The organism is Exiguobacterium sp. S3 (assembly GCF_018617295.1).
Classification (GTDB): Bacteria; Bacillota; Bacilli; order Exiguobacteriales; family Exiguobacteriaceae; genus Exiguobacterium; species Exiguobacterium profundum.
The window spans coordinates 41,106-53,486 of record NZ_JACSJW010000008.1 but is presented as its reverse complement, the minus strand read 5'-3'; the positions used below and the strand labels follow the sequence as shown (position 1 = coordinate 53,486).

At 47.5% G+C, this 12,381-nt stretch carries 18 protein-coding genes; all 18 read right to left on the bottom strand.

What is annotated here, in order from left to right:
• Positions 1–350 precede the first annotated feature (350 nt).
• The 18 genes from KNO65_RS15080 to rplO all read right to left on the bottom strand — a co-directional run bounded on the left by KNO65_RS15080 (position 351) and on the right by rplO (position 12,351).
• On the bottom strand, positions 351–995 hold the full coding sequence (locus KNO65_RS15080) for a KinB-signaling pathway activation protein (RefSeq protein WP_214691669.1): 645 nt from the start codon (positions 993–995) through the stop codon (positions 351–353).
• Between the two features lie 11 nt (positions 996–1,006).
• Positions 1,007–2,038, bottom strand: coding sequence for a P-loop NTPase (locus KNO65_RS15075; RefSeq protein ID WP_026824853.1), 1,032 nt, complete (start codon positions 2,036–2,038; stop codon positions 1,007–1,009).
• A gap of 134 nt (positions 2,039–2,172) precedes the next feature.
• Positions 2,173–2,565 carry a 30S ribosomal protein S9 gene (gene rpsI / locus KNO65_RS15070; RefSeq protein ID WP_012727644.1) on the bottom strand — a complete coding sequence of 131 codons (393 nt, stop codon included), beginning with the start codon at positions 2,563–2,565 and terminating at the stop codon, positions 2,173–2,175.
• A 25-nt stretch (positions 2,566–2,590) separates the two neighbouring features.
• Complete coding sequence (gene rplM, locus KNO65_RS15065) at positions 2,591–3,028, bottom strand: 50S ribosomal protein L13 (RefSeq protein ID WP_012727645.1); 438 nt, start codon at positions 3,026–3,028, stop codon at positions 2,591–2,593.
• 143 nt (positions 3,029–3,171) lie between these two features.
• Complete coding sequence (gene truA, locus KNO65_RS15060) at positions 3,172–3,912, bottom strand: tRNA pseudouridine(38-40) synthase TruA (protein WP_214785126.1); 741 nt, start codon at positions 3,910–3,912, stop codon at positions 3,172–3,174.
• Positions 3,909–4,700: an energy-coupling factor transporter transmembrane component T family protein gene (locus KNO65_RS15055; RefSeq protein ID WP_214785124.1), complete on the bottom strand. Its 792-nt coding sequence runs from the start codon at positions 4,698–4,700 to the stop codon at positions 3,909–3,911. The genes truA and KNO65_RS15055 overlap by 4 nt, the downstream gene beginning before the upstream one ends.
• On the bottom strand, positions 4,697–5,575 hold the full coding sequence (locus tag KNO65_RS15050) for an energy-coupling factor transporter ATPase (RefSeq protein WP_078147865.1): 879 nt from the start codon (positions 5,573–5,575) through the stop codon (positions 4,697–4,699). The genes KNO65_RS15055 and KNO65_RS15050 overlap by 4 nt, the downstream gene beginning before the upstream one ends.
• Positions 5,551–6,387: an energy-coupling factor transporter ATPase gene (locus KNO65_RS15045; protein WP_031421869.1), complete on the bottom strand. Its 837-nt coding sequence runs from the start codon at positions 6,385–6,387 to the stop codon at positions 5,551–5,553. The genes KNO65_RS15050 and KNO65_RS15045 overlap by 25 nt, the downstream gene beginning before the upstream one ends.
• Before the next feature lie 69 nt (positions 6,388–6,456).
• Entirely contained in the window at positions 6,457–6,810 is a 354-nt protein-coding gene (gene rplQ, locus KNO65_RS15040; protein ID WP_012727650.1) for a 50S ribosomal protein L17, read from the bottom strand.
• Positions 6,811–6,834: 24 nt separating this feature from the next.
• Positions 6,835–7,779 carry a DNA-directed RNA polymerase subunit alpha gene (locus tag KNO65_RS15035; protein ID WP_012727651.1) on the bottom strand — a complete coding sequence of 315 codons (945 nt, stop codon included), beginning with the start codon at positions 7,777–7,779 and terminating at the stop codon, positions 6,835–6,837.
• Between the two features lie 92 nt (positions 7,780–7,871).
• Positions 7,872–8,267, bottom strand: coding sequence for a 30S ribosomal protein S11 (gene rpsK, locus KNO65_RS15030; RefSeq protein WP_012727652.1), 396 nt, complete (start codon positions 8,265–8,267; stop codon positions 7,872–7,874).
• 16 nt (positions 8,268–8,283) lie between these two features.
• The gene (rpsM, locus tag KNO65_RS15025) at positions 8,284–8,649 is read right to left on the bottom strand and encodes a 30S ribosomal protein S13 (RefSeq protein ID WP_012727653.1); all 366 of its coding nucleotides are present in this window, start codon (positions 8,647–8,649) and stop codon (positions 8,284–8,286) included.
• Between the two features lie 19 nt (positions 8,650–8,668).
• Positions 8,669–8,782 carry a 50S ribosomal protein L36 gene (rpmJ, locus tag KNO65_RS15020; protein WP_003156543.1) on the bottom strand — a complete coding sequence of 38 codons (114 nt, stop codon included), beginning with the start codon at positions 8,780–8,782 and terminating at the stop codon, positions 8,669–8,671.
• Positions 8,783–8,812: 30 nt separating this feature from the next.
• Positions 8,813–9,031 carry a translation initiation factor IF-1 gene (infA, locus tag KNO65_RS15015; protein WP_021066622.1) on the bottom strand — a complete coding sequence of 73 codons (219 nt, stop codon included), beginning with the start codon at positions 9,029–9,031 and terminating at the stop codon, positions 8,813–8,815.
• Between the two features lie 105 nt (positions 9,032–9,136).
• Positions 9,137–9,895 carry a type I methionyl aminopeptidase gene (gene map / locus KNO65_RS15010; protein ID WP_031421863.1) on the bottom strand — a complete coding sequence of 253 codons (759 nt, stop codon included), beginning with the start codon at positions 9,893–9,895 and terminating at the stop codon, positions 9,137–9,139.
• Positions 9,892–10,542, bottom strand: coding sequence for an adenylate kinase (locus KNO65_RS15005; protein WP_012727656.1), 651 nt, complete (start codon positions 10,540–10,542; stop codon positions 9,892–9,894). The genes map and KNO65_RS15005 overlap by 4 nt, the downstream gene beginning before the upstream one ends.
• 79 nt (positions 10,543–10,621) lie before the next feature.
• Positions 10,622–11,911, bottom strand: coding sequence for a preprotein translocase subunit SecY (secY, locus tag KNO65_RS15000; protein ID WP_012727657.1), 1,290 nt, complete (start codon positions 11,909–11,911; stop codon positions 10,622–10,624).
• Entirely contained in the window at positions 11,911–12,351 is a 441-nt protein-coding gene (rplO, locus tag KNO65_RS14995; RefSeq protein ID WP_012727658.1) for a 50S ribosomal protein L15, read from the bottom strand. The genes secY and rplO overlap by 1 nt, the downstream gene beginning before the upstream one ends.
• Between the last annotated feature and the right edge of the window lie 30 nt (positions 12,352–12,381).

The window sequence follows — 12,381 nt, the reverse complement described above, 5'->3', positions numbered from 1 at the left end:
GAATTTGATATAGCTCTTAAATTGACGAAGCTTGCGCTTCATTCAAAAATTGTAAAACTTATTTTTGCCTCATCGTTCAGTTTTCAAAGACCAATCGTTGTCGTGTTAGCGACTTTTTAATAATAGCGATTTGACTTATTAAAGTCAACCACTTTTTATTATTTTTTTCGCTTCCTGAAGTTTGTTTCGTGAACAACATCAGCGACGTTTATTAATATATCAGCATCCTAAAAAACCGTCAACTATTTTTCTAAAAAAACTTTAATTTTTCTTTGTTTTGTTGAAATGAATAAAAAATGGTTGGCGGATCACCCAAAACACTTCGGATTATCCACACAACCATTTACTTTTTACGATGATTTAGACGACATCTGTTTCTTCGTTTTTTTCTTTCTAACTTCGGGTGAAGCGACTTGAACCGCTTGTCCTGTCTGTTGGAAGCGATGAAGCATTAATACCTGATAAGCGTTCGCAAACACCAATGTGGCTAGTGCCGGCCAGAGCAATGGAATCTCGTCCGTTGTTTGCAAAGCTGGAATCCATTCAATTAACGTAATGACAGTCATTAAGAAAAGTGTCGGGATGAAAGCACTCTTATTTGTTTGTTTCGCCTTACTCGCAGCAACGACCCAAGCGACAATGAGTAACACAAGCATCTCACCGATGTAACGCCACATGTGATCATTACCGAATGCGAGCATCCGTAAGTAGACGGCATCAAAAATCGCAAAAGCGATTAGTAACACTTGAACGCGATTCCATAGACGTGGTCCTCTAAACAAGTCGAGTCCGACTCGATGAATAATCAAATAGGCAAAGAAGCCCATCATGCTGATTCCCGTCCATGTACTCGAATAACTAAGCGCCGTGACAATTGCCTCCCAGGACTGACTGACCAAATAACCCGGGTTCGCCAATAAATTCATCAGGAACCCGAACAACGTCCCGAATACGAGCGTTGTCCAAAACAAACGTAAAAAACCTTGTACTTTCATCTCTCACCGATTCACCCTTCTATTTGTTTAATGACTGCTTGCGCCAACTCGTCATACGTATGCTCGAACGGATGTCCATCCCGATAGACAGAAGGTGCGAAGTCCTCTTCATTGTCGTACGGTTGGCCGAGCGGGATTTGAGCAAGTAGCTTACTCTTCAATGCTTCTGAAAGCTTTTCTCCACCACCGTAACCGAATACGTATTCTTTTTCACCAGTTAGCTTACTTTCGAAATAAGCCATGTTTTCAATAATACCTAATAGTTTGTGGTTCGTTTTGATTGCCATCGCTCCGGCACGAGCCGCAACGAATGCTGCTGTCGCATGAGGTGTCGTGACAATCAATTCCTGACATGATGGGAGCATCGAATGGATATCGAGCGCGACATCCCCCGTTCCCGGCGGTAAGTCGAGCAAGAGATAGTCAAGATCGCCCCACTCGACGTCATTGAAGAAGTTATTTAACATCTTCCCGAGCATCGGTCCACGCCAGATGACCGGCGCATTGTCTTCAACGAAGAATCCCATTGAGATGACTTTTACGCCAAAACGCTCGACTGGAATGATCTTCTCGCCGCGAACAACCGGTCGTTCCTCGATGCCGAGCATATCTGGAACACTGAAGCCGTAAATATCCGCATCAATCAACCCGACCTTTTTACCCGCTCGCGCAAGCGCGACAGCCAAGTTGACGGATACTGTCGATTTTCCTACGCCACCCTTACCAGAAGCGATGGCGATAAACGTCGTCCCTGAGTTTTCACGGAGGATTGCCGGTTTCGTCGCCTCTTTCAAACTTTCATCATTCAATGCCTCAAAGCGAAGCCCGACCGTCTTAAAGCCTTTCCCCTTGAGCAACGTGACGATTTCTTGTTGTAACTGAAGCTGTTCCCCGCTCCCTGTTTGTCCGAGTGCCACTTTTACACTGACATAGTCTTCTTTGATTCGAATGTCTTTTACTCCTGCTGTATCTCCAAGCGTTCGGTTGATCGTCGGATCAACAAGCCCCGCCAATTCCTCGCGTACTTGCTCTACTGTAAGCATATTGCTTCCCCCTTCTAACTGTTTCGATATCAGTATATCAAAAAAAGCGTTTTCTTGACGGGTTCGGAATCGACTATTTCAAACAAAAAACTCTCCACCCGAAAGGATGGAGAGTTCGAACCACATCGCGAAGATTAACGCTTCGAGAATTGTGGTGCGCGACGTGCTGCTTTAAGACCGTATTTTTTACGTTCTTTCATACGAGCGTCACGAGTTAAGAAGCCTTTTTCTTTGAGGCTTGGACGGAATTCTGGGTCCGCTTGAAGAAGCGCACGTGATACGCCGTGGCGAATTGCTCCAGCTTGTCCAGTGTATCCACCACCGTTAACGTTAACGATTACATCGTATTTACCTTCTGTTTCAGTCAATACGAGTGGTGATTTAGCCATCATGATCAAAGTCTCATGACCGAAGTATTCTGAGATATCGCGGCCATTTACAACAACTTTACCGTCACCTGCAACGAGGTGAACGCGAGCCACCGAGTGTTTGCGGCGGCCTGTTCCGTAGTAACGTACATCTGCCATCGTTTAGTTCCTCCCTGTGTCTCGATTAACCGCGAAGTTCGTAAACTTCTGGTTTTTGTGCTTCGTGCTTGTGTTCAGCTCCAGCGTAAACGTGGAGTTTGTTGAATTGTTGACGACCGAGTGATCCTTTTGGAAGCATCCCTTTGATCGCGAGTTCAAGCATACGCTCTGGACGTTTTGCGAGAAGCTCTTTTGCAGTTTGTGATTTCAAACCGCCTGGATGACCTGAATGACGGTAGTAGATCTTGTCATTCAATTTGTTACCAGTCAATTTGATTTTCTCAGCGTTGATGATGATGACGTGGTCTCCGCAATCAACGTGTGGTGTGAAAGTCGGCTTGTGCTTACCGCGAAGAAGTGAAGCTACTTCACTAGTCAAACGACCAAGTGTTTTGCCTTCTGCGTCGATAAGGAGCCATTTGCGTTCTACTTCAGATGCTTTAGCCATGAATGTTGTGCGCATGTGGAATACCTCCTAGAAATGTCTGTTCACTTAATTTTTTGATGCTTTATCATAATCCTAGTTTACGGGGCTAAGATTGTGGTTCATCTCTAAATTTGAAAATGAAATGCCAATGAATATAATACGATTTTATAAGGGGAATGTCAATCTACTTTTTCATAATTCACATTCCACAAATACAAACCGTGTGGGGGGGCGGTAATCCCCGCTACGCGGCGGTCCTTCGCCTCTAGCATTTGTGTGATATCTGCGGGCTGATACTTGCCTCTCCCTACCTCGATGACCGTCCCTACCATGATGCGGACTTGGTTGTATAGAAAACCTGATCCAACGAAACGGAATATGATCTCGTCTCCCATCTCGAGCACTTCTGCTTCATAGATAGTACGGACCCGATCTTCGACTTCTGCCTTTGTCACAGAGAACGACGTAAAGTCGTGGGTCCCAATCAACCGCTCCATCGCTTGACGCATCGCCTCAAGGCTCAGCTTATACGTCACGGTCGCAGCATAGTGCCGACGAAACGGATCCTCGGTCTGACGGATATAATAGCGATACTCTTTTCGCTTCGCACCGTAACGTGCGTGGAACGTATCGTCTATTTCTTCCGCCTGTTTAACGAGGATATCGTTTGGTAGCATGGCGTTTAACGCTTTGACGAAGCGCTCAGCGGGCATCTCTAACGACGTGTCAAAGTGAATCACCTGTCCTAAAGCATGGACGCGAGCGTCTGTACGACCTGAGGCGACGATTTTTACCGGATATCGATGCATACGTGCCAAGACAGATTCAATCTCCGCTTGAATGGTATTGCCATTCGGCTGCACTTGATATCCCGCATAATGTGTCCCATCATAGGCGACAATCAGTTTAATTCGTCTCATCCAATCCCTCTCAATCCAAACAAAATGAGCGTCAACACGATAAAGATGAGTAATACGGCTGTGTCACGCATTTGCCATTCCATTTCACGCAACCTCGTCCGCCCTTCTCCTCCTCGGTAACCACGGGCTTCCATAGCCGTAGCGAGGTCCTCAGCACGCTTAAACGCAGAAATGAACAATGGAATCAAAAGAGGGATAACCCCTTTTAGACGGGATTTCCAAGGTCCACTCATCAAATCGACCCCACGCGCCTGCTGAGCTTTCATAATCCGGTCCGTCTCATCCGCAAGCGTCGGTAGGAAACGGAGTGAAATGGAAAGCATCAACGCAATTTCGTGGGCCGGCACACGAATCCGTTCGAATGGCCGTAGCCCCGCTTCAATCGAATCGGTCAATTCCATCGGTGTCGTCGTTAACGTCACGAGTGTCGTCAACATGACGAGATAAAAGAAGCGAAGCGAGACAATCATCCCCATTCGAATTCCTTCCGAATAAATCGCAATCGGTCCTAATTCGAATAGAAGTGTCCCGTCTCGATTGAATAACAGTTGTAAGATCAACGTGAAGACGATCAAAAATAAGATCATGCGAAGACCGTTCCATAAATAGCGCCACGATAACTGTGACAGTTTGACCGCAAACAACGTGAACGCGAGTAAAAATAAATTCGTCCATAAGTTGTCAGCTAAAAAAACAACTGGGATGAATCCTAAAATGAAGAGCGTCTTGGCACGCGCATCAAGGGAATGAAGCCACGAATGTCCGGGTATATATTGACCGATAATCATGTCGCTCCCCCTTTCAGCCGTTCCGCCACCCAATCCGCCAGCTCGCTCTCGGTTCGTACGAGCGGGATGGACGTTTCTCCAAGAACCGGTGCCATGTCACGAGCGAATCGTAAGACGTGCGGGATGTCGAGCTGGAGACGTCGCACCAGTACCTCGTCTTGGAACAATTCAAACGGGTCTCCATCAAACGCCACCTGACCACGCTCCATCACGATGACGCGCTCCGCATAGGCGAGTACATCATCCATGTCATGCGAGACAAGGATCAACGTAAGGTTCAACTCTTCTCGTAAACGTTTGAATAAGGCGAGCATGTCTCGTCTCCCAATTGGGTCGAGACCCGCTGTCGGTTCATCGACAATGAGCACATCAGGCCGGCTCGCTAAAACACCTGCAATCGCGACACGGCGCATCTGCCCTCCTGAAAGATCAAACGGCGAACGGTCCCATAACGTTTCATCCAAGCCGACGAGACGAAGGGCCTCGTGGGCTCGCTCTTTCGCTTCGGCATCTGTCGCGCCAAAGTTGCGCGGACCGAACATGACGTCGCGTTCGACCGTCTCTTCAAACAATTGGTGCTCTGGATATTGAAAGACGAGCCCAACGCGACGCCGAAGCGGCAAAAGATTCTGTTTCTTGTCACGGCGCGTCCGAATCGGGGTGACAATGATATCATCGACCACCACACGTCCGTCAGTCGGGCGCAATAAGCCGTTCATATGTTGAACAAGTGTCGATTTCCCTGAGCCAGTATGCCCAAGAAACGCAACAAGCGCTCCCGATGGAATGGTTACATTCACATCGCGCAGCGCGGTTCGTTCAAACGGAGTATTCATTTGGTATTGATATGTTACTTCTTCAATGCGTATCGGCATAGATGGTTCACCAACTCCGAATGTTGTAGCATCAGACGATCGAGTGGAATGCCACGTGCCTTCAGTTCGAGTTGCATCCGAACGATAAACGGGACATCTAGTTGAATGTCACGAAGCGTATCTGGATGTTGAAACACGTCTTCAGGTGTGCCGGTCATCGCAATCTTGCCTTTCGACAATGCAATGATACGGTCAGCAAACAACACTTCGTCGAGCTCGTGTGTAATGGCGACAACGGTCATCCCTTCCGAGACGAGCTGTCGTACCGTTTGTAATACCTCTTGTCGCCCAATCGGGTCGAGCATGGAGGTCGCTTCATCGAGCACGAGGACACGCGGGCGCATTGCGAGAGCCGCAGCTATCGCAACGCGCTGCTTTTGTCCACCGGATAACTGATGCGGTTCACGGTCCGCTAGTTCCGATAATCCAACGCGCGCTAGACTGTCATCAATTCGACGAACCATTTCTTGACGTGGAAGTCCCATGTTTTCGAGAGAAAATGCCACATCATCGCGCACGGTCGCCCCGACAAATTGATTGTCGGGATTTTGAAAGACGACCCCGATTCGCGTTCGAACGTCCCACACGTCTGCGGCGTTCGACGGATCGAGTGTCTCGACGCGAACTTCCCCCTGTTCAGGAATGAGAAGTCCGTTCCACAACTTCGTCAGTGTCGACTTGCCAGAACCATTATGGCCGACAATCGCAAGCCATTCCCCTTTATATACATCGAGCGATAGGCCGTTAAGCGCCGGCTCAGACTGTCCAGGGTAATGAAATACGACATCCCGTACCATAATTTGTGATTCCATAGGTCGACTCCTTTCTGATGTGGAAACAGGGCAATACGTCACCGCATGCCCTGTTGACTGCCTAATGAATTAGACGAGTTCGATGATTACAACTTCTGCACCATCGCCGCGGCGTGGGCCGACTTTCATGATGCGCGTGTATCCACCTTGACGTTCAGCGTAGCGTGGTGCCACGTCTTCGAACAATTTTTGGATTGCGTCTTTTTCTCCAGCGTTCTCCTTGCGAACGAATGAAGCTACTTGACGACGGGCATGAAGATCGCCACGTTTCCCAAGAGTGATCAATTTTTCAACGACTGGGCGAAGTTCTTTCGCTTTTTGTTCAGTTGTTTGAATGCGCTCGTTGATGATTAGGTCAGTTGCAAGATCACGCAAAAGCGCCTTGCGTTGCGAGCTTGTACGGCCAAGTTTCGAATAAGCCATTACATTTCCCTCCTTCGGTTGAACTTAGTCTTCTTTACGCAAGCCCAAACCGAGTTCGTCCAACTTGTGTTGAACTTCTTCGAGTGATTTACGTCCGAGGTTACGAACTTTCATCATCTCTTCCTCTGATTTGTTTGCGAGTTCTTGAACAGTGTTGATGCCAGCGCGCTTCAAGCAGTTGTACGAACGAACTGAGAGATCGAGTTCTTCAATCGTCATTTCGAGTACTTTTTCTTTTTGGTCTTCTTCTTTCTCGACCATAATTTCTGCGTTGAGAGCCTCATCTGTCAAACCAACGAAGATGTTCAAGTGTTCAGTCAAAATTTTAGCCCCTAATGATACAGCTTCTTCCGGACGAATTGAACCATCTGTCCACACGTCTAACAAAAGCTTATCGAAGCTAGCGTCTTGACCGACACGTGTTTTATCTACTTCGTAGTTCACGCGTTGAATCGGTGTATAGATCGAATCGATTGGAATGACCCCAATCGGCATATCATCACGTTTGTTATCTTCTGCCTGGACGTAACCACGACCACGGCGAGCAGTCAAACGCATGCGAAGCGTCGCATTGTCAGCGAGAGTCGCGATGTGGAGCTCAGGATTCAAGATTTCAACGTCGCTATCATGGGTAATGTCTGCCGCAGTGACAGCACCGGCACTTGAAACGTTAATCTCAAGCGTTTTCTCTTCTTCCGAGTACACTTTGAGTGCCAACTTCTTGAGGTTGAGTACGATTTGAGTGACGTCTTCGACAACACCGTCAATCGTAGAGAACTCGTGAAGCACGCCATCGATTTGAACCGCTGTTACCGCTGCACCTGGGAGCGATGACAATAGAATTCGACGTAGTGAGTTACCGAGAGTAGTGCCATATCCACGTTCAAGCGGTTCTACTACGAATTTACCAAACGTAGCGTCCTCGCTGATTTCGACCGTTTCGATCTTTGGTTTTTCAATCTCGATCATCTGAACCCCTCCTTGAGTATATCCTGCCGTGCAGTTTGAGCTGCTAAAGTATAAGCTGTCGTGCCAGGTAAACCCCTCACACGCTCAAGCGATTATACGCGGCGACGTTTTGGAGGGCGGCAACCGTTGTGCGGAACTGGAGTTACGTCACGGATTGCAGTAACTTCGAGACCAGTAGCTTGGAGCGCACGGATAGCCGCTTCACGTCCAGCACCAGGACCTTTAACGTTAACTTCTACTGTACGCATACCGTTGTCCATTGCAACTTTCGCTGCAGTTTCAGCAGCCATTTGCGCTGCGAACGGAGTCGATTTACGTGATCCTTTAAATCCAAGGTTACCAGAAGTAGCCCATGAGATCGCGTTACCTTGCGTATCAGTGATTGTGATAATTGTGTTGTTGAATGTAGAACGGATGTGTACCACACCGACTTCAACATGTTTTTTAACTTTACGTTTAGAACGTACGTTTTGCTTACGTTTCGCCATTGTTCAATTCCCTCCTTTACTTCTTCTTGTTCGCTACTGTACGGCGTGGGCCTTTACGAGTACGCGAGTTGTTCTTCGTGTTTTGACCGCGAACAGGGAGACTACGGCGATGACGGATACCGCGGTATGCGCCGATCTCGATCAAACGTTTGATGTTAAGTGAAACTTCACGACGAAGGTCACCTTCAACTTTGATTCCGTCAATTGCTTCACGGATACGGTTGAGTTCATCTTCAGTAAGGTCGCGTGTGCGTGTCTCTTCAGATACGTTAGCAGCCTTCAAAATTTCTTGTGCTTTTGTTTTACCAATACCATAGATGTATGTGAGCGAAATAACGATACGTTTTTCGCGTGGAATATCTACACCAGCAATACGTGCCATGTGTGCACCTCCTCTGAAATTAACCTTGTTTTTGTTTGTGTTTCGGGTTTTCGCAAATTACCATTACTTTACCCTTACGGCGAATAACTTTACATTTTTCGCAAATCGGTTTTACCGACGGTCTTACTTTCATGAGTATACCCTCCTCCTGGAAAAATCGGAGTTACTTATAACGGTACGTAATCCGCCCGCGAGTCAAGTCGTATGGAGACAACTCAACAGTTACGCGGTCACCTGGAAGGATCCGAATGTAGTGCATCCGAATTTTCCCTGAGACGTGCGCGAGCACCGTGTGGCCGTTTTCTAACTCCACTTTAAACATTGCGTTCGGAAGTGGTTCGACAACAGTGCCTTCCACTTCAATGACATCTTGTTTCGCCATCATTTATTCCCCTTTCTATATGAAAATCTTTAGGAGCACAGACGATCTATTGCCATCTACTGTGAGAGAAGGATCCAGAACGGATCAGTATGAAACAATAGAGCCTCATTCACCGGAATCGAGTTTCGTTAAAATCTCGTATCCATCGTCTGTGATGGCGATGGTGTGCTCAAAGTGGGCGCACATGCTACCGTCCACGGTGACAACTGTCCAGTTATCAGCCAGTGTTCGAACATAGCGTTGACCAGCATTAACCATTGGTTCAATGGCTAACGTCATCCCAGTCTTCAGGCGCGGCCCTTTCCCCGGTGGACCATAGTGTGGAATTTGCGGTTCTTCATGCAAATTTTGTCCAACACCATGACCGACGTATTCGCGGACGACAGAAAAGTCATGTGATTCAACATATGCTTGAATCGCATGCGAAATATCTGTCAATCGCCCTCCAGCCTTGGCGTGCTCCAATCCTTTATACAGACTTTCTTCGGTTACGTCAAGTAGCCGCTGTGTCTCTTCTGTGATTGTTCCCACTGGATAAGTCCAAGCGGAATCTCCATGGTATCCATTATAGTAGGCACCGATATCGATTGAGATAATATCTCCATCTTTCAATACCCGTTTTCCTGGAATGCCATGAACAAGCTCTTCGTTCACCGAAGCGCAAACACTACCGGTAAAACCGTTATAGCCTTTGAACGATGGCGTCGCACCTTGGCTGCGAATGTAATCTTCCGCAATCCGGTCGAGCTCAAGCGTCGTGATTCCTGGTTTAATGTGCTGTTTGAGCACCTGGTGCGTTCGAGCAACAATTTGCCCAGCCTCACGCATAATCGCAATTTCACGAGGCGTCTTCGTGATGATCATTCAGTATCACCGAGTAATGCTTTGACATCGGCATATACGACATCGATTGGACGATCTCCATCCAATGTACGAAGATACCCTTTTTCAGCGTAAAAGTCAATGAGTGGTTTCGATTGCTCGATGTTGACGTCAAGGCGACGGCGAACCGTTTCCTCTTTATCGTCTTCACGTTGCATGAGTGCCGACCCATCCACATCACAGATGCCTTCCACTTTTGGTGGGTTGAAGATCACGTGATATGTCGCACCACACGTTGGGCAGATCCAACGACCTGTCAAGCGTGGAACGAGAATTTCCGCATCCACATCGATGTTGACGACGTGGTCAATCTGTTTCCCCAAATCTTTAAGCAAACTTTCGAGTGCCTCTGCTTGAGCAACAGTACGCGGGAATCCATCGAGTAAGAAACCTTTTTCTGTGTCATCTTGGCTAAGGCGTTCACGTACGATTCCGATTGTTACCTCGTCCGGTACGAGTTCACCTTTATCCATGAATGACTTGGCTTCTTTACCGAGTGGCGTTCCGCCTTTGATTGCCGCACGAAACATGTCGCCTGTCGAAATGTGAGGGATTTGGTACTCTTCTACGATTTTAGCAGCTTGAGTCCCTTTCCCAGCACCCGGTAAGCCCATGAGTACTAGATTCATCTCGGTTAGCCTCCAGTTTTGATTTTCACGAAGGGCTTGTAAACACGACAGGAAGGAAGGGTCAACCCTTCCTTCCGCTTTAACGGATAAAGCCTTTATAGTGTCGTTTTACAAGTTGACTTTCGATTTGTTTCATCGTTTCGAGGGCTACCCCGATGACGATCAACAAGCTCGTTCCTCCGATTTGAACGGAAGTTGGAAGACCGGCAAGCTTAATGAAGATTGTCGGCATGATCGCCACGAGCGATAAGAAGATCGCTCCGAAGAAAGTCAATCGATACAGCAACTTCGTGATGTACTGTTCTGTTTGCGCCCCAGGACGAATCCCAGGAATATAACCACCTTGCTTCTGCAGGTTTTCTGCCATTTGCTCAGGGTTGACCTGAATAAATGTATAGAAGTAGGCAAACGCAATGATTAACGCAACGTAAATCGACATTCCGATTGGCGCCGTCGTGTCAAAGTACGTCTGTAATTTTTGCGTTGTCTCCGGCGAAGCAATGAAGCTTGCAACAGTTGGTGGTGTTACCATGAAGGAAATCGCGAAGATAACCGGGATAACACCTGCTGCGTTTAGTTTGATTGGCAAGTGCGTTGACTGACCGCCCACTGGGGTACGGTTCGCCGTGCGTTTTGCATATTGGATTGGAATTTTGCGTGCCGCTTGTTGAACATAAATGATCCCAACCGTCACAGCCAAAATAACAAGTGCCAATACAACCAAGTAAACGATATTAATGAACAATGCATCTCCAGCGTTTTGGAGTTTTGTTTCATAAATCTGCGTGAAGATTCTTGGGAACCCGGCGACGATACCGGCGAAGATAATGATGGAAATACCATTCCCAACACCTTTCTCCGTTGTCATTTCACCAAGGAACATCAAGAACGCTGTACCCGCAGTGAGTACAATCGCGATCACAAAGTAAGTTGCCGTTCCCCACGTCTCATTGACGAGACCTGGGTAGAGGCGGTTAAATCCAAACGACAGTGAAGTCGCTTGGACAAAGCCTAAGATGATCGTCCCATAGCGCGTGACCGTCGCTAACTTTTTACGGCCCGCCTCTCCTTGTTTAGCCCATTCGGCAAACTTTGGAACGACGTCCATTTGTAAAAGTTGCACAACGATCGATGCCGTAATGTACGGCATGATCCCCATTGCGAACAAGGAGAAGTTCTGTAAAGCATTTCCTCCAAACAAGTTCAAGAAGTCAAGAAGACCTCCTGAGTCAAAACGCAACACATCCGTATTCACCATCGGCACCGGGATATGAGCCCCGATGCGGAAAATGATGATGATTGCGAGTGTGAAGAGAATACGCTGTCGAATATCTTTCACGCGCCACATATTGGAGATCGTCTGAAACATCAGATCACCTCAACTGTACCGCCAGCTGCTTCGATTGCTTCTTTCGCTGCACCCGAGAACTTGTTGGCTTTTACAGTCAATTTAGTTTCAAGCTTGCCGTTAGCAAGGACCTTGATTCCGTCTTTAGCAGAGCTGACAACACCAGTCTCGATTAAGAGTTCTGGAGTAACTTCAGTACCTGCTTCGAAACGGTTAAGCGTGTCTAGGGAAACAACCGCGTACTCTTTACGAGTTGGGTTGTTGAAACCGCGTTTTGGAAGACGACGGTAAAGTGGGTTTTGTCCACCTTCAAATCCTGGACGAACGCCACCGCCCGAACGAGCTTTTTGACCTTTGTGTCCACGACCAGAAGTTTTACCGTTACCAGTCGCCATACCGCGACCGACACGGTTACGTTCGTGACGTGAACCTGGAGTTGGCTTCAATTCATGGAGTTTCATAGTGGCACCTCCTTATTTATTAAAATCTTT

What these genes read in the sequence shown, in the direction of transcription:
- rpsI (WP_012727644.1), bottom strand. Translation starts at nt 2,565, where the DNA reads ATGGCAGATGTACGTTACTACGGAACAGGCCGCCGCAAACACTCGGTG.
- truA (WP_214785126.1), bottom strand. Translation starts at nt 3,912, where the DNA reads ATGAGACGAATTAAACTGATTGTCGCCTATGATGGGACACATTATGCG.
- rplO (WP_012727658.1), bottom strand. Translation starts at nt 12,351, where the DNA reads ATGAAACTCCATGAATTGAAGCCAACTCCAGGTTCACGTCACGAACGT.
- KNO65_RS15080 (WP_214691669.1), bottom strand. Translation starts at nt 995, where the DNA reads ATGAAAGTACAAGGTTTTTTACGTTTGTTTTGGACAACGCTCGTATTC.
- rplQ (WP_012727650.1), bottom strand. Translation starts at nt 6,810, where the DNA reads ATGGCTTATTCGAAACTTGGCCGTACAAGCTCGCAACGCAAGGCGCTT.
- map (WP_031421863.1), bottom strand. Translation starts at nt 9,895, where the DNA reads ATGATCATCACGAAGACGCCTCGTGAAATTGCGATTATGCGTGAGGCT.
- rpsK (WP_012727652.1), bottom strand. Translation starts at nt 8,267, where the DNA reads ATGGCGAAACGTAAGCAAAACGTACGTTCTAAACGTAAAGTTAAAAAA.
- KNO65_RS15050 (WP_078147865.1), bottom strand. Translation starts at nt 5,575, where the DNA reads ATGCCGATACGCATTGAAGAAGTAACATATCAATACCAAATGAATACT.
- rplM (WP_012727645.1), bottom strand. Translation starts at nt 3,028, where the DNA reads ATGCGCACAACATTCATGGCTAAAGCATCTGAAGTAGAACGCAAATGG.
- KNO65_RS15055 (WP_214785124.1), bottom strand. Translation starts at nt 4,700, where the DNA reads ATGATTATCGGTCAATATATACCCGGACATTCGTGGCTTCATTCCCTT.
- KNO65_RS15045 (WP_031421869.1), bottom strand. Translation starts at nt 6,387, where the DNA reads ATGGAATCACAAATTATGGTACGGGATGTCGTATTTCATTACCCTGGA.
- KNO65_RS15035 (WP_012727651.1), bottom strand. Translation starts at nt 7,779, where the DNA reads ATGATCGAGATTGAAAAACCAAAGATCGAAACGGTCGAAATCAGCGAG.
- KNO65_RS15005 (WP_012727656.1), bottom strand. Translation starts at nt 10,542, where the DNA reads ATGAATCTAGTACTCATGGGCTTACCGGGTGCTGGGAAAGGGACTCAA.
- rpsM (WP_012727653.1), bottom strand. Translation starts at nt 8,649, where the DNA reads ATGGCACGTATTGCTGGTGTAGATATTCCACGCGAAAAACGTATCGTT.
- rpmJ (WP_003156543.1), bottom strand. Translation starts at nt 8,782, where the DNA reads ATGAAAGTAAGACCGTCGGTAAAACCGATTTGCGAAAAATGTAAAGTT.
- KNO65_RS15075 (WP_026824853.1), bottom strand. Translation starts at nt 2,038, where the DNA reads ATGCTTACAGTAGAGCAAGTACGCGAGGAATTGGCGGGGCTTGTTGAT.
- secY (WP_012727657.1), bottom strand. Translation starts at nt 11,911, where the DNA reads ATGTTTCAGACGATCTCCAATATGTGGCGCGTGAAAGATATTCGACAG.
- infA (WP_021066622.1), bottom strand. Translation starts at nt 9,031, where the DNA reads ATGGCGAAACAAGATGTCATTGAAGTGGAAGGCACTGTTGTCGAACCA.